General features: G+C 69.8%; 14 protein-coding genes. 10 read left to right on the top strand and 4 right to left on the bottom strand.

Going from position 1 to position 22417, the window contains the following annotated elements; translation table 11 throughout:
- Positions 1 to 112 precede the first annotated feature (112 nt).
- The 6 genes from AB0K14_RS28715 to AB0K14_RS28690 all read left to right on the top strand — a co-directional run bounded on the left by AB0K14_RS28715 (position 113) and on the right by AB0K14_RS28690 (position 11102).
- Positions 113 to 2968, top strand: coding sequence for a glycoside hydrolase N-terminal domain-containing protein (locus AB0K14_RS28715; protein ID WP_360466067.1), 2856 nt, complete (start codon positions 113 to 115; stop codon positions 2966 to 2968).
- Between the two features lie 119 nt (positions 2969 to 3087).
- Positions 3088 to 3981, top strand: a complete 894-nt coding sequence (locus AB0K14_RS28710) for an amidohydrolase family protein (protein WP_360466070.1) — start codon at positions 3088 to 3090, stop codon at positions 3979 to 3981.
- Between the two features lie 278 nt (positions 3982 to 4259).
- The gene (locus AB0K14_RS28705; RefSeq protein WP_360466073.1) at positions 4260 to 5033 is read left to right on the top strand and encodes a FadR/GntR family transcriptional regulator; all 774 of its coding nucleotides are present in this window, start codon (positions 4260 to 4262) and stop codon (positions 5031 to 5033) included.
- A gap of 399 nt (positions 5034 to 5432) precedes the next feature.
- Positions 5433 to 8921 (top strand): ThuA domain-containing protein, encoded by a 3489-nt coding sequence (locus tag AB0K14_RS28700; protein WP_364339248.1) that lies wholly within the window; start codon positions 5433 to 5435, stop codon positions 8919 to 8921.
- Between the two features lie 86 nt (positions 8922 to 9007).
- The gene (locus AB0K14_RS28695; protein WP_360465646.1) at positions 9008 to 9715 is read left to right on the top strand and encodes a hypothetical protein; all 708 of its coding nucleotides are present in this window, start codon (positions 9008 to 9010) and stop codon (positions 9713 to 9715) included.
- A 52-nt stretch (positions 9716 to 9767) separates the two neighbouring features.
- A complete protein-coding gene (locus AB0K14_RS28690) occupies positions 9768 to 11102 on the top strand; it encodes a ricin-type beta-trefoil lectin domain protein (RefSeq protein WP_360465643.1) in 1335 nt (444 codons plus the stop codon).
- 73 nt (positions 11103 to 11175) lie between these two features.
- Here AB0K14_RS28690 and AB0K14_RS28685 read toward each other — a convergent pair whose 3' ends face one another.
- The 4 genes from AB0K14_RS28685 to AB0K14_RS28670 all read right to left on the bottom strand — a co-directional run bounded on the left by AB0K14_RS28685 (position 11176) and on the right by AB0K14_RS28670 (position 17455).
- Positions 11176 to 12024 (bottom strand): carbohydrate ABC transporter permease, encoded by an 849-nt coding sequence (locus AB0K14_RS28685; protein WP_360465640.1) that lies wholly within the window; start codon positions 12022 to 12024, stop codon positions 11176 to 11178.
- Complete coding sequence (locus AB0K14_RS28680; protein WP_360465637.1) at positions 12021 to 12980, bottom strand: sugar ABC transporter permease; 960 nt, start codon at positions 12978 to 12980, stop codon at positions 12021 to 12023. Before AB0K14_RS28680 ends, AB0K14_RS28685 begins: the two co-directional genes overlap by 4 nt.
- Entirely contained in the window at positions 12977 to 14239 is a 1263-nt protein-coding gene (locus tag AB0K14_RS28675) for an extracellular solute-binding protein (RefSeq protein WP_360465634.1), read from the bottom strand. The genes AB0K14_RS28680 and AB0K14_RS28675 overlap by 4 nt, the downstream gene beginning before the upstream one ends.
- A 369-nt stretch (positions 14240 to 14608) precedes the next feature.
- A complete protein-coding gene (locus AB0K14_RS28670; RefSeq protein ID WP_360465631.1) occupies positions 14609 to 17455 on the bottom strand; it encodes a glycoside hydrolase family 3 C-terminal domain-containing protein in 2847 nt (948 codons plus the stop codon).
- 197 nt (positions 17456 to 17652) lie between these two features.
- Here AB0K14_RS28670 and AB0K14_RS28665 point away from each other — a divergent pair, with 197 nt between their 5' ends.
- The 4 genes from AB0K14_RS28665 to AB0K14_RS28650 all read left to right on the top strand — a co-directional run bounded on the left by AB0K14_RS28665 (position 17653) and on the right by AB0K14_RS28650 (position 22361).
- A complete protein-coding gene (locus AB0K14_RS28665) occupies positions 17653 to 19332 on the top strand; it encodes a hypothetical protein (RefSeq protein ID WP_360465629.1) in 1680 nt (559 codons plus the stop codon).
- Positions 19329 to 20276 (top strand): ABC transporter permease subunit, encoded by a 948-nt coding sequence (locus AB0K14_RS28660; protein ID WP_360465626.1) that lies wholly within the window; start codon positions 19329 to 19331, stop codon positions 20274 to 20276. The genes AB0K14_RS28665 and AB0K14_RS28660 overlap by 4 nt, the downstream gene beginning before the upstream one ends.
- The gene (locus AB0K14_RS28655) at positions 20273 to 21250 is read left to right on the top strand and encodes a carbohydrate ABC transporter permease (RefSeq protein ID WP_360465623.1); all 978 of its coding nucleotides are present in this window, start codon (positions 20273 to 20275) and stop codon (positions 21248 to 21250) included. The genes AB0K14_RS28660 and AB0K14_RS28655 overlap by 4 nt, the downstream gene beginning before the upstream one ends.
- 70 nt (positions 21251 to 21320) lie before the next feature.
- Positions 21321 to 22361: a LacI family DNA-binding transcriptional regulator gene (locus tag AB0K14_RS28650; protein ID WP_360465620.1), complete on the top strand. Its 1041-nt coding sequence runs from the start codon at positions 21321 to 21323 to the stop codon at positions 22359 to 22361.
- Positions 22362 to 22417 lie beyond the last annotated feature (56 nt).

Raw genomic sequence — 22417 nt, 5'->3', positions numbered from 1 at the left:
TGCCGAGGGGTTTCGGTTGAGCCGCGGACGCGCCGCTTTCCGCCACCGACGAAGGCGACAGCCCCGCTCCCCGAGCGATTACCGTCCATTGTGGAGGGTTCAAATGCCGGAAATGCCACGTAGGCGACTGATGCAGTTCGGTGCGGCGAGCGCCGGGGCCGTGCTGGTGCCGGGCGGTTGGACGGCGGTGGCCCGGGCCGACTCGGCCGCGCCGCCGGAGGTGCGCGCGGTGAATGACCTGGCGCTGTGGTACGACCGGCAGGCCGGCTCGGAGTGGCTGCGCGCCCTGCCGATCGGCAACGGCCGCCTCGGCGCGATGGTCTTCGGCAACGCCGACACGGAGCGGTTGCAGCTCAACGAGGACACGGTGTGGGCAGGCGGCCCCCACGACTACACGAACACGCGGGGCGCGGCCGCGCTGGCGGAGATCAGACGCCTGGTGTTCGCGAACCAGTGGTCGCAGGCGCAGACCCTCATCGACCAGGCGATGCTGGGCAACCCGGCGGGCCAGCTCGCCTACCAGCCCGTCGGCGACCTCAGGCTCACCTTCCCCAGCCCCGGCACCGTGTCCGGCTACCAGCGGTGGCTCGACCTGACCACCGGAACGACCGCGGTGACCTACGTGGCGAACAACGTGCGGTACCGGCGCGAGGTGATCGCCAGCGCGCCGGACCAGGTGATCGCCATGCGCCTCACGGCCGAGACACCCGGGTCGATCTCGTTCACCGCCACGTTCAGCACGCCGCAACGGGCGACGATGTCGAGCCCGGACGGCACGACGATCGGGTTGGACGGCCGGTCCGGCGACCAGCGGGGCATCGCGGGCTCGGTCCGGTTCCTCGCGCTGACCAAGGCCATCGCCGAGGGTGGGACCACCACCAGCTCCGGCGGCACGCTGCGGGTGACCAACGCCAACAGCGTCACCCTGCTGATCTCGATCGGCACCAGCTACGTCGACTACCGGAACGTGGCGGGCGACTACCAGGCCATCGCGCGGGGGCGGCTCAACGGCGCGCAGGGCACGGCGTACGACGTGCTGCGCAGCCGGCACGTGGCCGACTACCAGCGGCTGTTCGGGCGCGTCACCATCGACCTCGGTCGCACCGCGGCGGCCGACCAGCCGACCGACGTGCGGATCGCCCAGCACAACACCGCCGTCGACCCGCAGTTCTCCGCCCTGCTCTTCCAGTACGGCCGGTACCTGCTGATCGCGTCGTCGCGGCCGGGCACCCAGCCCGCGAACCTCCAGGGCATCTGGAACGACCAGCTGGCCCCCTCGTGGGACTCGAAGTACACGATCAACGCCAACCTGCCGATGAACTACTGGCCGACCGACACGACCAACCTCGCGGAGTGCTACGAGCCGGTGTTCCGGATGATCAACGACCTCACCGTGACCGGCGCCCGCACCGCGCGTGCGCAGTACAACGCCGGTGGTTGGGTCACCCACCACAACACCGACGGGTGGCGTGGCTCCTCGGTCGTGGACGGCGCGATGTGGGGCATGTGGCAGACCGGCGGCGCGTGGCTCGCCACCATGATCTGGGACCACTACCTGTTCACCGGCGACGTCGAGTTCCTGCGGTCCTACTACCCCGCGATGAAGGGTGCCGCCCAGTTCTTCCTCGACACCCTGGTGGAGGAACCGACGCTGAAGTGGCTGGTCACCAACCCGTCGAACTCCCCGGAGCTGCCGCACCACGCCAACGCCAGCGTGGCCGCCGGGCCCACGATGGACATGCAGATCCTGCGCGACCTGTTCGAGGGCTCCGCCCGCGCCTCGGAGGTGCTGGGCGTGGACACCGACTTCCGCACGCGGGTCCGCGCGACGGCTCAACGGCTCGCGCCGATGCGGGTCGGCTCGCGCGGGAACATCATGGAGTGGCTCTACGACTGGGTCGAGCCCGAGACGAACCACCGGCACGTCTCGCACCTGTACGGCCTGCACCCGAGCAACCAGATCACCAAGCGCGGCACGCCCCAGCTGTTCGAGGCCGCCCGCCGGACCCTCCAGCTGCGCGGTGACGACGGAACCGGTTGGTCGCTGGCCTGGAAGATCAACTACTGGGCGCGGATGGAGGAGGGCGGCCGGGCGCACGACCTGATCCGCTACCTGGTCACCCCGGCGAGGCTCGCGCCCAACATGTTCGACCTGCACCCGCCGTTCCAGATCGACGGCAACTTCGGCGCGACGTCCGGCATCGCCGAGATGCTGCTGCACAGCCACAACGGCGAGCTGCACGTCCTGCCCGCGCTGCCGGCGGCGTGGCCGACGGGCAGCGTGACGGGTCTGCGCGGGCGCGGCGGGTACACGGTCGGGGCGACCTGGAGCAGCAGCGCGATCACCCTCTCGGTCACGCCGGACCGCGACGGCACGGTCCGGATCCGCAGCCGGGTGTTCACCGGCACGTTCGAGCTGACCGACACGACGAGCGGTGCGGTCGTGCAGCCGACCAAGCCCGAGGCGGACGTCGTCCAGTTCCCCGGCCAGGCCGGGCACACCTACCGCGCGACCGGGCAGGGCGGCGGCAGCGGACCGATCGTCCAGCCGGGGGTGCACTACCGGCTGGTCGCGCGGCACAGCGGCAAGTTCGCCGACATCAGCGGCGTGTCCACCGCCGCCGGCGCCCTGCTGCAGCAGTGGTCCTCGACCGGCGGGCTGAACCAGCAGTTCGACTTCGTCGACTCGGGCGGCGGCTACTACCGCGTCCGGGCCCGGCACAGCGGGATGGTGCTCCAGGTCGCGAGTTCCAGCACGGGCGCCGACATCACCCAGCGACCGGACACCAACGCCACGAGCCAGCAGTGGCGCGTGGTCGACCAGGGCGGAGGTGTCGTCAGCCTGGTCAACCGCCTCAGCAACCTGGCCATGGACGTGTGGAGCGCGTCGACCACCGACGGCGCCCGCATCTCGCAGTGGACCCCCGGTGGGGGCGACAACCAGCGGTTCCAGCTCCAGCGCGTCTGACCGTCCTGGTCCCGCGGCACGGCTGCCATCCTCTTCCCGGTGGCGGCCGTGCACCGTCCGGGCGGCGTCCCGGTGGTGGGACGCCTACCCGGAACCTGCCGACCGAGGGTGGAGACGACATGACCCGGATCGACGCGCACCACCACGTCTGGCGGCTCCTGCCCGACGGGCACGCCGGAACGGGGCCGAGCCCGCGCGCGCACGACTGGCTGGACGGAGCGGACCTCGCCCCGATCCGGCGCGACTTCGGCCTGGACGACCTGTCGTCCGTGGCCTCGGTGGCGGAGATCGACCGGACCGTCCTGGTCCAGGTGGTCCCGGACGTCGAGGAGACGGCCGACTTCCTGTCCCTGTCGGCGGACGAGGGCAAGGGACTGGTGGCGGGCGTCGTCGGGTGGGTCGACCTCACCGACGACGCCGTCGGCGACGTGCTCGCCGCACTGCGCGCGGGTCCCGGCGGCGACCTGCTCGTCGGTGTGCGGCACCTGGTCCAGGGCGAGCCGGACCCCCGGTGGCTGGCCCGGCCGGACGTGCGGCGCGGACTGCGCGCGGTGGCGGACGCCGGGCTGGTCTACGACCTGCTCACCCTCGTCCACCAGTTGCCGGCGGCGATCGAGACCGTGCGCGCCCTGCCCGGGGCGACGTTCGTCCTGGACCACCTGTCGAAACCGCCGATCGCCGGCGGTGAGCGCGAACCGTGGGCGTCCTACATCCGCGAGCTCGCCGCCGAGCCGAACGTCACCTGCAAGTTGTCGGGCATGGTCACCGAGGCCGACCCGGTCGGGTGGACCGTGGCGGACCTGCGCCCGTTCGCCGACGTGGTGCTGGACGCGTTCGGCCCGTCACGGGTGATGTTCGGCTCCGACTGGCCGGTCTGCCTGCTCGCGGCCTCGTACGAGGAGGTCGTCGCGGCGGCCGAGGGGCTGACCGCGGGGCTGACCGCCGGCGAGCGTGACGAGGTGTTCGGCGGCACGGCGGCGCGCGTGTACCGCCTGCCGGAAGAGCGACTGTGAAGGTGCGCCTGACGCGCACCCCCGACCGTCATCGATGGAGGTGAGTACTACTCATCGTCACGCAGTGGCGACCGATCAGCCCCCGTCACGCGACCGATGAGCATGCTTATCCGAGGCCGACCGCGCCACGGGCACGTCGACCGGCGTCACGTGCGTGACCTGCGACGACATCCACATCTGCGCAAGCTCAAGCAGGTCGTCCCCACCGGGATGTAGTCTGTGGGGACAGCGGTGAGCCGTCATACTCTTCAGGCGACCCGTCACTAAGGAGCTTGGCGTTGACGGATGGCGCACTTGTGCCGGAAGGCCCGAGCGGGCGGCCGGACACCACCCCGACGACCGGTCCGTACCGACCGGGGTACGAGCTCGTGGCCGAGCAGATCCTCCAGCTGATCGCCGAGCTGGAACTGCGGCCGGGCGACCGGATGCCGACCGAGAACGAGCTGGCCGCGCGCATGGGCACCAGCCGCACGGTGGTGCGGGAAGCCGTCAAGATCCTCTCCGCGATCGGACGGGTGCGGGCGCACAAGGGACGCGGGCTCTACGTCGCCGACGACGAGGGCATGCTCGGCTCCTCCCGGTGGGGAGGCTTCTTCCTGCCCACCAACCTCGACCACGTCTACATGCTCTTCGAGTTCCGCCGCGTCCAGGAGACCGCCGCCAGCCGCTTGGCCGCGACCCACGCCACCCCGGCTGAGCTGCGGGCCATCGCCGCCGCCGCCGAGACGTGCCGAGAGGGTTACCTGACCGACCACCTCGCGCTGTTCGAGCGCGGCGACGAGGACTTCCACCTCGCCGTCGCCGCGGCGTCGCACAACCAGTTCTTCGTGGCCGCGGTGCGCGAGGCGCGCCGCCTGCAACGCCAGTCCAGCACCATCGGGCTGCACGGCACCATCGGCGGACACGCGACCGAGGCGGTCGAGGAGCACCTCGCCATCTACCAGGCGATCCGCGACGGCGACCCGGACGCCGCCGCGACGGCCGCGGGCATCCACATCGACAACACCCTGCAGGACTACCGCCGCGAGATCCAGCGCCGCCTCTTCGGCTGACGCCCGAACGCCGATCCGCCACGTGGCAGCCGCCCGTCCGATGACGGGCGGAACGCCCTGGCGGCATTGGTGCATCTGGACTCGCCCGCCGGATGTGTGTTACAAATCGTGGCGGATCTACGAGCACTTGTATGACATCTAGCACCCGGGCAACGACGCACCGAGGGGGCGCCCATGTCTGCTCTTGAACCCTCGGAGTGCTCCAGCTGACTGGAATCCGAATCCCGTCCGGCGCGGCGCCACCAGCCGCGCCGGGCGGACCTTCGCACACCGGTCCAGCACAGCACGCGTACCGCAAGCACCGGCGTCCGGCGACACCCGCCGGCCGCCGATCTCTCCATACGCCGCCGCCGCCGCGTAATCCAGTCAGTCGCCTTCACATGCCCCAGAGGAGTGGCAATGCGGCACAGATTCGCGCGCCTGTCGTCGATCATAGGTTGCGCGCTGGTGATGATGGGGCTGGCTACCGCGCCGGCGCCCGCACACCCTGAAGGTTTCCACGTCCTGCTGTTCAGCAAGACCGCTGCCGGGGCCTACCGACACGACTCGATCCCGGCCGGCATCACGATGTTCGAGCAGTTGGCCGCCCAGAACCAGTGGGAGCTGACCAAGAGCGAGGACTCGTCGGTCTTCAACGACGCCTCGCTCGCCACGTACGACGTGGTCGTCATGCTCCAGACCTCCGGCATGGTGTGGGACAACGACGCGCAGCGCTCCGCCGCGCAAAGGTACATGCGCGCCGGCGGCGGTTTCGTCGCGATCCACAACGCGACGGACATGAACATCGAGGCGTCGTTCCCGTGGTGGGACCAGATGCTCGGCGCCACGATGACGCAGCACTCGGCCATCGTGTCCGGCACCGCCAAGGTCGCCGACCGCAAGCACCCGTCCGGCGCGGGACTGCCGGACCGGTGGACGCGCACCGAGGAGTGGTACAACTTCAACCGCTCGGTGCGCGGCAACGCCCACGTGCTGGTGACCGCGGACGAGACCACCTACGACCCCGGCACGTCCAGGATGGGTCACGACCACCCGATCTCGTGGTGCCGCAACTTCGAGGGCGGCCGGGTCTGGGCCACGGGCATGGGCCACCAGGCGTCGTCCTACTCCGAGCCGCTGTTCCGCGAGCACATCAAGGGCGGCGTGGAGTCGGCGGGCGCCAAGGTCGCGGCGGACTGCGGCCCGACGGTCTGGGGCAGCTTCGAGAAGGTCGCGCTGGACGAGACCACGATCGCGCCCGGCGCGGTCGACGTCGCGCCGGACGGACGGGCGTTCTTCACCGAGTTCGGCGGCAAGCTCAAGATCTACAAGCCCGACACCCGCACCACCGTCACGGCGGCCACGTTCAACGTCTACGGCGGCGGGCAGGTCTCCGAGGACGGCCTCACCGGCGTGGCGCTGGACCCGGACTTCGCCACCACCAAGTGGGTCTACCTGATGTACGCGCCGGGCAACACCACCGAGGAGATATCCCGGGTCTCCCGCTTCACGATGAACGGCGACACGCTCGACCAGTCCAGTGAGAAGGTCATCCTCACGGTGCCCATGTCACGGCAGAGCGAGCCCGGCCACACCGGCGGCTACCTGGCGTTCGGGCCGGGCAAGAACCTCTACATCGGTGTCGGCGACGACATCAACCCGAACGCCTCCGACGGCTACGCGCCGATCGACGAGCGCCCGGGCCGCAAGCTGTTCGACGCGCAGGGCACCGCGGCCAACACCAACGACCTGCGTGGCAAGATCCTCCGCATCCACCCCGAGACCGGTGGCACGTACACCATCCCCTCGGGCAACCTGTTCGCGCAGGGTACGGCGCAGACCCGGCCCGAGATCTACGCGATGGGCTTCCGCAACCCGTTCCGGTTCAGCGTGCACCCGACCACGGGTGTGATCTACGCGGCCGACTACGGCCCGGACGCGGGCGCAGACAACCCCAACCGCGGCCCGGGTGGCATGGTCGAGTGGAACGTGATCAAGACGGCGGGCAACTACGGCTGGCCGTACTGCGTGGGCAACAACACCCCGTACAACGACTACAACTTCGCCAACAACACGTCGGGCGCCAAGTTCAACTGCTCCGCGCCGACGAACACCTCGCCCAACAACACCGGTCTGACGAACCTGCCCGCACCGCGCCCCGCCAGCATCTGGTACGGCGGCAGCGCGAGCGAGGGCAACAAGTTCCCCGAAATGGGCACGGGCGGCGAGGCGCCGATGGCGTTCCCGGTCTACCAGTACAACCCGAACAACCCCTCGCCGACGAAGTTCCCCGAGTACTTCGACGGGACACCGTTCTTCGGCGAGTGGGTCCGCAACACGATGTTCGAGTTCCGGATGGACTCGTCCGGCAACCTGCTGAAGGCCAACAGGTTCCTGGCGAACATGTCCTTCGCCTCGCCGATGGACATGAAGTTCGGCCCGGACGGCTCGATGTACCTGCTCACGTGGGGCTCGGGCTGGGACGACAACGTCCACCTGCCCGGAGCCGGGCTGTTCCGCATCGACTACAACGCCGGACCGCGCAGCCCGATCGCACGGGCCACCGCCACCCCGAACTCCGGTGGGACGCCGCTGACCGTGCAGTTCTCCAGCGCGGGCTCCAGTGATCCCGGCGGCAGCCCGTTGACCTACCGGTGGACCTTCGGCGACGGCGGCACGTCCACGGCGGCGAACCCCTCGCACACCTACACCACGTCGGGCACGTTCAACGTCCAGCTCACCGTCACCAACGCCACAGGCAAGTCCGGCACCGCGAACCTCACCGTGACGTCTGGCAACACCGCGCCGACCGTCCGGTTCACCGGTCCGGTGGACGGCGGGATGTTCAGTTGGAACGACACCATCCCGTACACGGTCTCGGTCACCGATGCCGAGGACGGCACGATCAACTGCACCCGGGTGGTCACGGTGCCCAACCTCGGCCACGACTCGCACAAGCACCCGATGGGCAGCCCGATCAACGGCTGCACCGGGTCGTTCAAGGCCGAGGCGGACACCGAGCACCAGAACGGGAACGCGCACGTCATCGCCTCGGCCGAGTACACCGACAACGGCGCGTCCGGCGTACCGGGGCTCACCGGTAGCGGGACAGTCGTGTTGCAGCCCAAGCGCAAGCAGGCCGAGTACTTCACCGGCTCCTCGGGCGTGCGGGTCGTCGCGCAGGCCGGCGCCGAGTCGGGCTCCAGGGTCGGCGACATCAGCAACAACGACTGGATCTCGTTCAAGCCGGTCAACTTCGCCGGCATCAACCAGGTGTCGCTGCGGCTGTCGTCGCCCAGCGGTGGCGGGTCGGTCGAACTGCGTGCCGGTTCGCCGACGGGTGCGCTGATCGCCACGGTCCCGGTCCCGAGCACCGGCGGCTGGGACAACTACGCGAGCACGCCCGCGGTGAACGTCACCAACCCCGGTGGCACCACGGAATTGTTCGTGGTGTTCAAGACGAGCTCCAGCACCAGCTACGACCTGGACTCGCTGACGTACACCGGAGCCGGGATCGGCATTCCGGGCACCGGCGGCGGGACCACCCGCATCACCGGCATCGGCGGCAAGTGCGTCGACGTCAACGGCAACAGCAGCACCGACGGCGCCAAGGTCCAGCTGTGGACCTGCAACGGCGGCACCAACCAGGCGTGGACGCGCACCGGGCAGACGTTCCAGGCCCTGGGCAAGTGCCTCACCGTCAACGGCGGCAGCACCGCCGACGGTGCGCTGGTGCAGCTGTGGACGTGCAACGGTTCGGCCGCCCAGAACTGGGCGGTGCAGTCGGACGGCACGATCCGCAACGGCACCAAGTGCCTGGACGCCAACGGCGCCAGCTCCGCGGACGGGACCCAGCTGATCATCTGGACCTGCAGCGGCGGCACCAACCAGAGGTGGACGCTGTCCTGAGCGGGTCGTCCGCGGCCCCGGCACCCGCCGGGGCCGCGGACCTCCGCCGCGAGGCTCCTTCTCACCGTTCGGCAAGGAGGAAGGTCATGGGCAGGACCACATCGGTGGGACGGGCACGGCCGGGGAAGTCCCCGCGCCAAGCCGCGGCGACGCGATCACCCCGATCCCTGTGGGGATCGGCCACCGCCCTGGTCACCACGTTCGCGCTCGGGTTCGCCGTCGCGTTCGTGACCGGCTCCTGGACGTCCGGACCGGACGCGACGGAGCGCAGGATCGCGGAGTTGCAGCAGGCCGAGGCGCAGCGCGACGTCGAGCACGTCGGGACGTTGATCGAGCTGGCCAAAGGTGGCCGGGAACGCCTGACACCGGTGCTGGAGGCGATGGCGAAAGCGTCTCCCCTCCAGGACGCGGCGTCGTCGGCCGTGCCCACGATCGACGAGGTGCGCGGCTGGCGCGACATCGTGTCCGCGGAGGTGCAGCGGTACGCCGAGACACCGTCCGCGGGCAACGGCGTGAACGTCGCCCGCACCGGGATGCGCACCGCTGTCCAGCAGCTCGCCGCCGCGGTCGACGGTTTCGCCGCCGCGGCCACCGCTGCGCAGCCACTGGCGGGCGAGCTGCTGACCCTGGCCGGCGCGCAGCGCACGCTGGCGGTGCGGGCCTGGTCGGTCGCCGCGCTCCAGCTCGACGTGATCAGCATCGACGCGGGCAAGGGCCACGTGCACGTGTACCTGCCCTCCGGGCCGGACGCCGGCGCGATCCCGGCCGACACCGCACCGGAAGGCAGCAGCTGACCGCCGCTCGCACCCATCAAGAAGCCACACCACACAGAACGGAAGCACACCTGTGTCAAAGGGAAACCGCTTTCACCGGCGTTGGGCGCTGATCGTCGGCGCCGCCGCCGCACTCCTCCTGACCGGCGTCGACGTCGCCGGCGCGGAGCAGGCCCCCGCCGCGCCCGCGAAGGCCGCGACGGCCGACGTCGGCGCCAACGCCGCGACCCCGGGCTGCGGCAAGACGCCCACCCTGCGCAGCGGCACGCACACGATCCAGAGCGGCGGCAAGACGCGCAGCTTCATCCTGAGCGTCCCCGACAACTACAACAACACCTACCAGCACCGGTTGGTCTTCGGCTTCCACTGGCTGGGCGGCACCATGGCCCAGGTCGCCGGTGGCGGCAGCGACGGGGCCGTCTACGCCCACTACGGGCTGAAGCAGCTGTCGAACAACACCGCGATCTTCGTCGCGCCCCAGGGCCTCAACAACGGCTGGGGCAACTCGGGTGGCGAGGACGTCACCTTCGTCGACAACATGATCAAGCGGATCGAGGACGACCTCTGCGTCGACACGACGCAGCGCTTCTCGCTCGGCTTCAGCTACGGCGGCGCGATGAGCATCTCGCTCGCGTGCTCCCGGCCGACGATGTTCCGCGCCATCGCCGCCATCGCCTCGCCCGGTGAGATCAGTGGATGCGCGGGCGGCACCTCGCCCGTCGCCTACATGGGCATCCACGGCCTCGCCGACAACATCGGCGGTGGACGCGCCCAGCGCGACAGGTGGGTCCGCAACAACGGCTGCACGGCGCAGAACCCGCCGGAGCCGGCCCGGGGCAGCAACACGCACATCAGCACCGCCTACTCGGGGTGCCGGACCGGGTACCCGGTGGTCTGGGCCGCGTTCGACGGTGGTCACCAGCAGGGACCCGTGGACGGGTGTGCGGGCTGCGAGAGCGGCGCCAGGAGCTGGGTCAAGGGTGAGGTGTGGAAGTTCTTCACCGGTGAGCAGGGCCAGATCCCGGACCCGACCACGTTCCGGTTGCGCGGCGAGGCGAGCGGCAGGTGCCTGGACGTCAACGGCGCGAACTCGGCCAACGGCACGCAGATGATCATCTGGGACTGCAACAGCGGGTCCAACCAGCAGTTCACCGTGAACGGGAAGGCGTTGCAGGTGCTGGGCAAGTGCCTGGACATGCCGAGCAACGCCGCCGCCGGTACCCGGGTGCGGATCTGGGACTGCAACAGCGGCACGAACCAGCAGTGGAACCTCAACACCAACGGCACGATCAGCAACGTGCAGAACGGGCTGTGCCTCGACGTCAACAGCGCCGCCACCGCCAACGGCTCCGCGGTGATCGTGTGGAACTGCCACACCGGCGCCAACCAGCGCTGGGCCAAGGCGTAAGCGGTTCGCTCGCCACGGTCCACCGGCCACATCCCCCCGACCTCGCGTCGGCGGGATGTGGCCGGTGGCGTGATCAGCCCTTGAAGGCGCCGTCCAGGATGCCCGCGACCATGCGCCGCCCGACCACGATGAACACCACGACGAGCGGGATGGTGGCCAGGAACGAACCGGACATGGCCAGTCCCAGGTCGACGTCGAGGCTGTTCTGCAGGGCCTTGATGGCGATCTGGGCGGTGTACCGCTCGGGCGACTTGAGCACGATGAACGGCCACAGGAAGTCGTTCCACGCGGTGATGAACCCGAACAGGCCCAGCACGAACGCGGCCGGGCGCACGATCGGGAAGGCGATCCGCCAGAACACCTGCCAGGTGCTCGCGCCGTCGATCCGCGCCGCCTGGAGCAGTTCGTCGCTGACCGTGGAGATGATGTGCTGGCGCATCCAGAAGATGCCGAAGGCACTGGCCAGGCCGGGCACGACCAGGGCCTGGAGGGTGTCCACCCAGCCCAGCCAGGACATGATCAGGTATTGCGGGATGACCGAGAGCTGGGTGGGCACGGTCATGGTCAGCAGGACGATCAGGAACAGGGTGTTGCGGCCCCGGAAGTCGAGCTTGGCGAACGCGAAACCGGCCAGCGCGCACAGCACCGCCTGGCCCACGCCGATCGCGGTGGCCACGAACAGGCTGTTGAGCAGCGACTGCACGAACGGCACGGTGTCCAGGACCAGGCCCGCGAGGTGGAAGAAGTTGTCGCCCGGCACGATCTCGGGCGGCATCTCCGTCGCGGTCGCGCTGTCGGTGGTGGAGACGATGAACATCCAGTACAGCGGGAACAGGCACGCGACGGTGGCCGCGGCCAGCAGCACGTAGGTCCACCAGCGGACCCGGCCGTGGCGTCGGGGTTGCGGCGTGGTGCTCGTCATCGGTCCGCCTTGATCCGGGTGGACAGCAGGTAGTTGATCGCCGCGATGGCGACGACCATGACGAAGAGCGCGACGCCGACCGCCGATCCGTAGCCGAACTGGAACTGCCCGAAGCCCTGCTCGTAGAGGAACAGCGTCAGCGTCTGGCACTGCCGCACCACACCGCAGGACTGCGGCCCGCCCGTGCCGACCAGCAGCGGTTCGGTGAAGATCTGCAGACCGCCGATGGTGGACGTGACCACGGTGAAGATGATCATCGGCCGCAGCGAGGGGACGGTGATGTGCCGGAACTGCTGCCAGGGGCCCGCACCGTCCATGGCCGCGGCCTCGTAGACCGAGCGGGGCACCGCTTGCAGCGAGGCGAGGTAGAGCAGCGTGGTGTAGCCGAACCACCGCCAGGTCACCATCGTGGCGATCAGGAGGTGACTGCCCCACGTGGACTGGACGAAGTCGACCGGTGCCACGCCGACCAGCCCGAGCAACCAGTTGAGCAGCCCGAAGTCGCGGTCGAAGAGCTGCACGAACACGATCGCGGTGGCCGCCACCGAGGTCACGTAGGGCACCAGCATCGACATGCGGAAGAACAACGCGAACCGCAGCCGCGCGTTGTTGAGCACGTGGGCCAGCAGCAGCGCGATCAGGAGCTGGGGGATCGTCGACAGCGCCCAGATGCTCACCGTGTTGCGGGTGGCGTTCCAGAACCGCGGGTCGCCGAGCATGCGGGTGAAGTTGTCCAGGCCGATGAACTCCTGGTCGCCGATGGGGTTCCAGTCGAACAGGGCGACGTAGAACGTGAAGGCGAACGGGAACAGCCCGAAGGCCGCGAAGATGACGAAGAACGGGGCGATGTACGCGTACGGCGACAGCCGCTCCCCCAGCCCCCGGGAGATCCCGAAGGCTGGGGGAGGCGGAGTGGCCGGGCGCACCGGGGTGACGGTGGCGACCACGGGAGTCACCCGCCGATGGCGGTCTTGATGTTGCGCACCGCGTCGTCCCACGCGGTGGCCGCGTTACCACCGGCCTGTTCCACGTTGGTGATGGAGTTGAGGAACTCCTGGCCGATGGTGGCGCTGTCCGGTCCGATGTAGAAGGGCTTCAGCTCCAGCAGCGAGTCGGTGTAGATCGTGCCGGTCGGCGCGTCGGAGAAGAACGGGTCCTTCGCCGAGGAGAGCTTCTCGTCCTTGTAGACCGAGGGCGTGGAAGGCAGGGCGCCGACTCGTCCGAAGTGCTCCAACTGCCCCTGCGGCGACTGCATCTCCTTGATGTAGTTCCAGGCCGCCTCGGGGTTCTGCGCGCGCTTGGGGATGGCCAGGTAGCTGCCGCCCCAGTTGCCGGAACCGCCGGGGATGCGGGCGATGTCCCACTTGCCCTTGGTGTCGGGCGCGGTGGTGCGGATGCTGTTGAGCATCCACGACGGCGCGGCCACGGTCGCGTACTGGCCCTGTGCCATGCCCGCGCTCCACGCGGTCTCGAACGACGTCTGCCCGGCGGTGATCCCGGAGGTGGCCGCCTTGATGCCGAGGTCGAAGGCCGTCCGCACCTGGGGGTTGCTGTCGTAGACCGGCTCGCGCTTGTCGTTGTCGTAGTACTTCTCGGAGACCTGGTTGACCGCCTGGTAGAACACGCTGGTCGCCGCGTTGTCGACGAACGCCTTGCCGGTCTGCTGCTTGTAGCGCTTCCCGGTCTCGATGTAGTCGTCCCACGTCGGCCACAGCGCGCTGACGGCCTCGCGGTCGGTGGGCAGGCCGGCCGCGGCGAACAGGTCGGTCCGGTACACCATGGCCATGCCGCCCACGTCGGTCGGGATGCCCAGCACCTCGCCGTCCTTGGCGACGCTCTGCTTGAAGACCCAGTCCAGGTAGTCGCCCTTGATGTCGTCGGCGCCCATCGTCCGCAGGTCGACGAAGTTCTGCGGCTGCTGCACGAACTTGGGCAGGTCGTCACCCTGGATCAGCACCAGGTCCGGCACCTTGCCGCCGGCCAGCGCGGTGGTGAGCGCCTGTGCCGTCTCCACCGACGAGCCGACCTCGGTCAGCTTGACGTCGACGTCGGGGTGCTTCTGCTTGTAGGCGTCGACCGACAGCTTCTGGTTGATCGCGGAGAACGACCAGAACTCGAACGACTTGCCGTCACCCCCGCCACCACCTCCGGTGCCGGGCGTACATGCGGCGACCAAGGCCACGGCGGCGCACAACAGGGGCAAGCGGATGCTCACGACGCTCCTCCAGAACCGACGACGACAGGCGGCACAGCCTCGACGAGCGCTCGGTCGTCACGGCCGGAGGCCGTCTGGCACCGGAGTCGGCACCCGGCCGCCGGACCGAAACTTTCGAAGCAACCCTCGAATGTTAGCGCTCACGACAGTAAGCTGTGTCACATGCATCGTCAAGAAACCCGGGAGGGCAGTCCTACTCATACCTGGAGTGATCGGTTCAGCCCCGGGTTGTGAGCGTGCACCACCGGCCACCTGGGCCGGCTCGTGAACCGCAGTGCGCGTTCGGACCGGATGTCGCCGAGGGAGTCGTCGAGGAAGAGCGGGCCCCGTCGCGGGGCCCCGCGCGTCAGGACTCCGGGGCGGAAGTCGTCACCCGACCTCCGGGTGGGACGGGATGAGGCGGAACGAGGCGAGCCGGAAGTCGCCCTGCAAGGTCAGCCACAGGTCGTGGACGCCGTCCACCGCGCCCTGGAACCGGGCCTCCGCGGTCGTCCACGTGTAGCGGTCGCCCGTCACCGGTACGTCGACCACCCCGAGCGACCGGTCGGCCAGGTGGAACGCCAGCCTCGCCCGTCCCGAACCCCCCACCCTCGCCACCTCGACCTCGACGCCGACCGCGCCGGTCAGGTCCGCGGCCCGGAACAGCACGCTCGCGGGTCGCGCCGGGTCCGCCGGGGCGATCGCGTCACCGGCGGCCTTGGTGGCGTCGACGAGCACGAGCTCCGAGTAGTCGTCGAAGTCGACGGCGCGGGTGTGCCGGTCGACCACCGCGCGCGGTGCGGGCTTGTCGCCGGTGACGGTGAGCCGTGCGCCGAGGACGTGGTCCTCGGCGGAACGGGCGACGACGACCTCGTAGTCGCCCGGGTCGACGGTGAACCCACCGCGGGCCACGTCCCAGTGGGCGAGCCGCTCGACGGGCAACCGGAAGGTCAGCTCCTCGCTCTCCCCCGCACCGACGCGGACCTTGCGGAAGTCGACGAGGCGCAGCCGGGGCGCGTCGTAGCCGGCGCCCAACGCCCGCGCGTAGACCTGGACCACCTCGCTGCCGGGCCGCGCACCCGTGTTCGCGACCGTCACCGAGACGTCGAGCGCGCCGTCCTGCGGCACGACCTCCGACGACAGCCGCAGGTCGCGGTAGGCGAAGTCGGTGTAGGACAAGCCGTGGCCGAACGGGTACAGCGGTGCGGTCCGGTGGTACTGGTAGGTCCACCCCGCCTTGATGATGTCGTAGTCGAGCGGGTGGGGCAGGTCGTCGTCGCCGCGGTACCACGTCTGCGGGAGCCGACCGGCCGGGTCGGCCTCGCCGAGCAGCACGGCGGCGAGCGCACGACCTGTCTCCTGCCCGCCGTGGGAAGTCCACACCACGGCGGGCAGGTGCTCGTCGGCCCAGTCCACGGCGTAGGGGTAGCTGCTCGTCACCACGAGGACGGTGGCCTGCCGGACCTCGGCGACGGCGCGGAGCAGCGCCTCCTGCATGGCGGGCAGCGCGGTGCCGGTGCGGTCCTGGGTCTCGCGACCGTTGATCAGGGGGTGGTTGCCCAGGACGACGATCGCGACGTCGGCGGCGGCCGCGACGGCACGGGCCTCCGCCACGCCGTCGCGCACCAGCTCCCGCGTCCAGCGCTCGGCGGCCTCGGGCGTCTCGGCCGTGACGGCGATCCGGCCGTCGGCCTGGTCGACCGCGGCGTAGCGGCCGGTGAGGACGTTGCGCAGCAGCACCACGTCGCCGTCGTCCGCGACGGGCTCCAGCCGGAACGTCTCGTGCACGTCCCAGCTCTTGATGCGTTCTTCCTCGACGACCAGCGAGCCGTACTTGGCGCCGAGGTGGCGGCCGGTGTCGGCGGACCGCAGGGTCACCACGTCGTCGCCCCACTCGATGACGTCGAACGCGGTGTCGCCGAGGAGCCGGCCGGTGGTGCGGGACCGCAGTGCGATGCGGTCCTCACCCGACACGCGGACCACCCCGCCGACCGCCTCTTCGAGCCCGGCGGCGACGGTGACCTGGTACGGCATGGTGCCGCTGTACCAGTCCTCGTGCAGCACGTCCGCGAGCGGGCCGATCACCGCGACGCGGGGCGCCGCGGCCCGGTCGAGCGGCAGCAGCCCGTCGTTCTTCAGCAGCACCACGGACTCGGTGGCCGCACGGGCCGCCAGCGCCCGGTGCCGCGGGTGGTCGATCACGTCGGGACCGATCGCGGCGTACGGGTCGAGGTCCGGGTCGAACTCGCCGAGGCGGAACCGCAGCGCCAGCTGCCGGCGCACCGCGCGGTCGACGTCGGCCTCGTCGATCAGGCCTCGGTCGAGTGCCTCGCGCAGCCGCCCGACCGTCACGTCGCTGTCCAGGCCGTGGTCGGTGAAGCTGTCGATGCCGGCCTTGAGCGCGGCGGCGTGGGACTGCACGTGGTCGTCGAAGTAGTGCTCCAGGTCCACCAGGTTGGACGGCGCTTCCGCGTCGCTGACCACGAACGGCTCGTGCCCGGTCGGCTCGGCCCAGCGGCGCAGCTCGTCCTCGATCAGCGGGCTGACGTGGCAGGGACGCCCGTTGACCAGGTTGTAGGCGGCCATGACGCCGGTCGCCGCGCCGGACGCCACCACGGGCCGGAACGCCGCCAGGTCGTACTCGTGCAGCACGCGGGGACGCACGCCGGACGACGTGGTGCAGCGGTCGTCCTCGTTGTTGTAGGCCAGGAAGTGCTTGAGCACCGGGGCGGCGCGCAGGAACCGCGGGTCGTCGCCCGCCATGCCGCGGCAGAACGCCTCCGCCAGTCGCGCGGTGTGCACCGGGTCCTCGGAGTAGCTCTCCTCGTTGCGCCCCCAGCGCGGGTCGCGCAGCAGGTTCACCACCGGTGCCCACGCCTGCAGGCTCGTCGGGGCGTCGCCGTCGGTCGGTGGCCGGTGGCGGTGGAACGCGCGCAGTTCGACCGCGGTCGCCTCGGCCACGCGGCGCACCAGGTCCTCGTCCCAGGTCGCGCCCAGCCCTACCGCCTGCGGGAACGCCGTGGCCACGCCGAGCCACGCCACGCCGTGCAGTGCCTCGCTGCCGGTGCGGAAGGGGCCGATGCCCAACCGCGGCACGGCCGGCGCGTGCTGGTGCAGCATCGCGATCCGCTCGTCGAGCGTCAACCGACCGAGTAGATCATCGACGCGCTTGCGCACATCGAGCTCGGAGTCGTGGAACGGCAGCCGCTCGGTAGCGGACAGGGATGAGGAACTCACGCGGCACAACCCCTTGAGTCAGTCCAGGTGAAGCGCTTCAACGCTGACACGCCGCTGGTGGGGCTGTCAATCGGTCCGTTCAAGCTCGTGATTTACCGGGAACTGACCCTTGCCGTGCCCCACGTCACATGATTACTCTCCCGACATCGTCAAGCGCTTCGACACTCCGCTTTCAACGAAGAAGGGTGGGCCCTGTCATGGGGATTGAGCTGAATCGCAGGAGGTTCCTGAGCGTCACGGCCTCGGTCGCGGGACTCGCGGCCACGGGTGGCCTGTTGTCCGCCTGCGGCGGCGGCGCTCAGCAGAAGACCGGCGCGAACAGCGACGCCCTCAAGTCCGCGCTGCCGAACTACGTGCCGAGCAGCGCGATCAAGGCGGACATCCCCTCGGTCGCCGGCGGCCCGGACATCCTGACCGACCCCGGCTTCCTGACCTACCCGTCGAACCCGGTCACCACCGTGTCCGGCATCCCGGGCAAGGGCGGCAAGTACACGACCGTCACGCCGCTGTGGGGCACGATCCCCTCCGCGGACAACTCGTTCTACCAGGCCATGAACGAGGCGCTGGGCGTCACGCTGGAGATGAAGCCGGCCGACGGCAACAACTACGCCACGATCATCCCCACCATGACCGCCGCCAAGCGGCTGCCCGACTGGATCCAGCTGCCGAGCTGGTGGAACGCCAACTTCAACGTCGGTGAGCTGGCCGGGTCGCAGCTCGCGGACCTGACGCCGTTCCTGTCCGGTGACAAGATCAAGAAGTACCCCAACCTCGCGGCCATCCCCACGGGCGCCTGGCAGGCAGGCGCCTGGGGCGACAAGATCTACGGCATCCCGTCGTTCTCCAGCGGGTTCGTGTTCGCCGGCGCCGTGAGCTTCCGCCACGACCTCCTGGAGGCCAAGGGCATCACCGCGGACCAGGTGAAGTCCGCCGACGACCTGATGAACCTGGGCAAGGAGCTGACCGACGCCAAGGGCGGCGTGTGGGCGTTCGACGACCTGTGGACCTACATGTTCCCGGCCTGGGGCGTGCCCCAGAAGTGGAAGGTCGACAACGGCAAGCTGGTCCACAAGTACGACATGCCGGAGCTGCTGGAAGCCCTGGAGTGGCACTACAACGTCGCGACCGCGGGCTACCTGCACCCGGACGCGATGGCCGGCAACAACGCCGACGGCAACGTGCGCTTCTACGCCGGCAAGACGGTGATCGTCGGCCACGGCGCCGGCGGGTGGAACGCCTCCGACCACCAGTCCGGCACGGCTGCCAACCCGAACTACCGGCGGGCCTACTTCGACTTCTTCACCGCGGACGGCAAGGGCGAGCCGCGGATCGAGATCGGTGCCTCCTCCCGCATCCTGAGCTACCTCAACAGCAACCTGAAGCCGGAGCAGATCGAGGAGTTGCTGGCGGTGGCCGACTACCTGGCCGCGCCGTACGGCTCGGCGGAGTACACGCTGATCAACTTCGGCGTCGAGGGCGTCCACCACACGATGGTCAACGGCGTCCCGACCGCCACCGAGGAGGGCAAGAAGAACGTCCAGCCGCAGACCTTCCCGTTCCTGGCCTCGCCGGCCTCGGTGATCAGCAACCCCGGCTCGGACGTCGTCACCAAGGACTACACCGCCTGGCAGGCCGCGAACGTCAAGCACCTCAAGAAGCCGGTGTTCTGGAACATGAACATCAGCCTGCCGCGGTCGATGGCCACCGCCGACGCGGCCCAGGCCGTCGAGGACGCCATCAAGGACTGCTACCACGGCAAGAAGAAGGTCTCCGAGGTGAAGGACGCCATCACCACCTGGAAGTCCAGCGGCGGCGGCGACAAGATGGTCCAGTGGATGGATGAGAACGTCCTGCAGAAGTTCGGGACCGGGCAATGAGCTCCGTTGACACGGAGCCACCCGCACGGAAGAACAAGCTGAGCCTGCGGGTCAGGCTGCGGCGGGACCGGTCGTTGTTGTTGATGACCGTGCCCGCCGTGGCCCTGCTCCTGGTCTTCAACTACGTGCCGCTGTTCGGGCTGCTCACGGCGTTCCAGGACTACAACCCGCTGGTGGGGGTGTGGAACAGCGAGTGGGTGGGCCTCGCCCAGTTCGAGGCCCTGTTCGGTGACTCGCTGTTCTGGGGTTCGCTGACGAACACGCTGTACCTCAGCTTCGTGCAGCTGATCCTGTTCTTCCCGATCCCCATCGCGCTGGCCCTGCTGTTGAACTCGGTGCTCAGCGAGCGGTTGCGCAACCTCATCCAGTCCATCGCCTACCTGCCGCACTTCTTCTCGTGGGTGCTCGCGATCACGATCTTCCAGCAGATGTTCGGCGGTGCGGGGCTGCTCAACCAGTTCCTGCGCAGCAACGACATCAGCACCTGGGACATCATGACCAACCCCGACACCTTCGTGCTGCTGATCACCTCGCAGGCGATCTGGAAGGAAGCCGGCTGGTCGATCATCGTCTTCCTGGCCGCGCTCGCCGCCATCAACACCGACCTGTACGAGTCGTCCGCGGTGGACGGGGCCGGGCGGTGGCGGCGGCTGTGGCACATCACCCTGCCCGGGATGGCCGGCGTCATCATGCTCATGCTGGTGCTGCGCCTGGGCAACGCGCTCACCGTCGGGTTCGAGCAGTTCCTGATCCAGCGGCAGGCGGTCGGCCACGAGGCGGCCGACGTGCTCGACACCTTCGCGTTCTACTACGGCATCGCCACCAACAACTACAGCTACGGCGCGGCGGCCGGGTTGTTCAAGAGCGTCATCTCGCTGCTGCTCATCTGGGGCGCGAACAAGCTGGCGCACGCCTTCGGCGAGGACGGGTTGTACCGGAAATGACCGAGACGCTCACAATCGAACGCACCCGGGACGAACGCGACGTGACCGGCCGGACGGCCGTCCGGAAGCGAAGGCGCGGCAAGCGCCCGGTCTGGGAGGAGCCGCCGACCGCGGCCGGGCAGACGGCCAAGGGCCTGACCCTCGGCGTGGTCGTGGCGGTGGTCCTGGTGCCGTTGTGGATCATCGTGGTGACCAGCCTGTCCACGCAGGCGGCGGTCAACCGCGCGGGTGGCCTGGTGATCTGGCCGACCGATGTGACCTTCGAGGCGTACCGCGTGATGCTCGGCGACCCCACCGTGCGCAACGCACTGCTGGTCAGCCTCGGCATCACGGTGGTCGGCACGGTGGTCTCCCTGGTCGTGTCGGTCCTGTGCGCCTACGGCCTGTCCCGGTCCGGTTCGGTGGCCCACCGCTTCATCCTGGTGCTGCTGATCCTCACGATGTTCCTCAGCGGCGGCCTGATCCCGACCTTCCTGGTCGTCACCGAACTCGGCGGCTACGGCCAGTACTGGGCGCTGATCCTGCCCGGCGCGGTGTCGGTGTTCAACATCCTGGTGCTGCGGGCGTTCTACTCGGACACCTCGGCCGACCTGATCGAGGCGGCGCGGATCGACGGCGCCGGCGACTGGCGGATCCTGTGGTCGATCGTGCTGCCGACGTCCCGGGCGGTGACCGCGGTCGTCGCCCTGTTCTACGGCGTGGGCTACTGGAACTCGTTCTTCAACGTGATGCTCTACATGCCGACCGACAGCGAGAAGTGGCCGCTCCAGTACGTGCTGCTGACCTACGTCAACCGGGGCAACGGGCTGCCCGGGTCGGTGAACTCCGGCTTCGGCTCGCAGTTCGCCCAGACCGCGCCCCTGTCGTTGCAGATGGCGGTCGTGGTGCTGACGATCGTGCCGCTGCTGCTGGTGTACCCGTTCATGCAGAAGCACTTCCGTGTCGGCGTGCTCACCGGGGCGGTCAAGGGCTGAACCGGCAGACTGGGCGCACGCGGGCGCCGGAGCGGGCCCGGAAGAGGACGAGGAAGCAGGAGCATCACGCATGGTGACACTCGCCGATGTGGCCAGGCACGCGGGCGTGTCCGCCAGCACGGTCAGCTACGTGCTCAGCGGCAAGCGCTCGATCTCCGAGGAGACCCGGCGCCGCGTCGAGCGTTCGGTGGCCGAGCTCGGCTACCACCCCAACGCGGGCGCCAGGGCGCTGGCCGCCAAGCGCTCGCACATACTCGCCCTGGTGGTGCCGCTGCGCGCCGACGTCTACGTGCCGATCATGATGCAGATCGCCATCTCGGTCACCATGACGGCCCGCCAGCACGGCTACGACGTGCTGCTCATCACCAACGACGAGGGTCCGGAGGGCGTCCGCCGGGTCGCGCTGAGCGGGCTGGCGGACGGCGTGATCCTGATGGACGTCGGGTTGGACGACGAGCGCATCGCGGTGCTGCGCGAGCTGCGCACGCAGGCCGCGCTCATCGGCCTGCCCGACGACCGGAGCGGGTTGTCCTGCGTGGACCACGACTTCGCGGCCGCGGGCGCGCTGTGCGCCGACCACCTGGCCGACCTCGGCCACCGCGAGGTGGCGTTCATCGGGTACGGCTCGGGTGTGTACCAGCGGCACGCCGGTTACGCCGAGCGGACCCTGATCGGCTTCCGGGAACGCGCCGGGGAACGCGGTCTGCGCTTCGTGCACCGGCCGTGCGAGGGCACGTACGAGAGCACCGCCGGGACGCTGGCCCGCATCCTCGCCGACCGACCGGACACCACGGGGTTCGTGGTGCAGAACGAGGGCGCGATCGGTCCGCTGCTCAGCCTGCTGCGCATCAGCGGGCGGACGGTCCCCGAGGACGCCTCGGTGATCGCGCTGTGCCCCGAGCTGCTCGCCGAGCAGTACGCACCGGCGCTGACGGCGGTCACCGGCCCGGCCCAGGAACTCGGACGGGTCGCCGTCGAGCAGGTCCTGGAACGGATCGCGGCCGCCGGGCGCGAAGAGCAGCCGGAGGACGAACTCGTGCTGCTCCGACCCGTCCTGACCGTCCGGGAGAGCACCGGCCCCCACCGCAGCCGGACCTCCAGCACCCCCTGACACCTGCCACCGGCTCCGTCCCCGTCCGCCGCACCGGCTCCGGACGCGGGCGACCT

Origin of the sequence: Actinosynnema sp. NPDC050801, assembly GCF_040673975.1 — a bacterium.
GTDB lineage: Bacteria > Actinomycetota > Actinomycetes > Mycobacteriales > Pseudonocardiaceae > Actinosynnema.
Note: the sequence above shows the minus strand (reverse complement) of the source record. Positions and strands in the feature narration are given on the sequence as shown.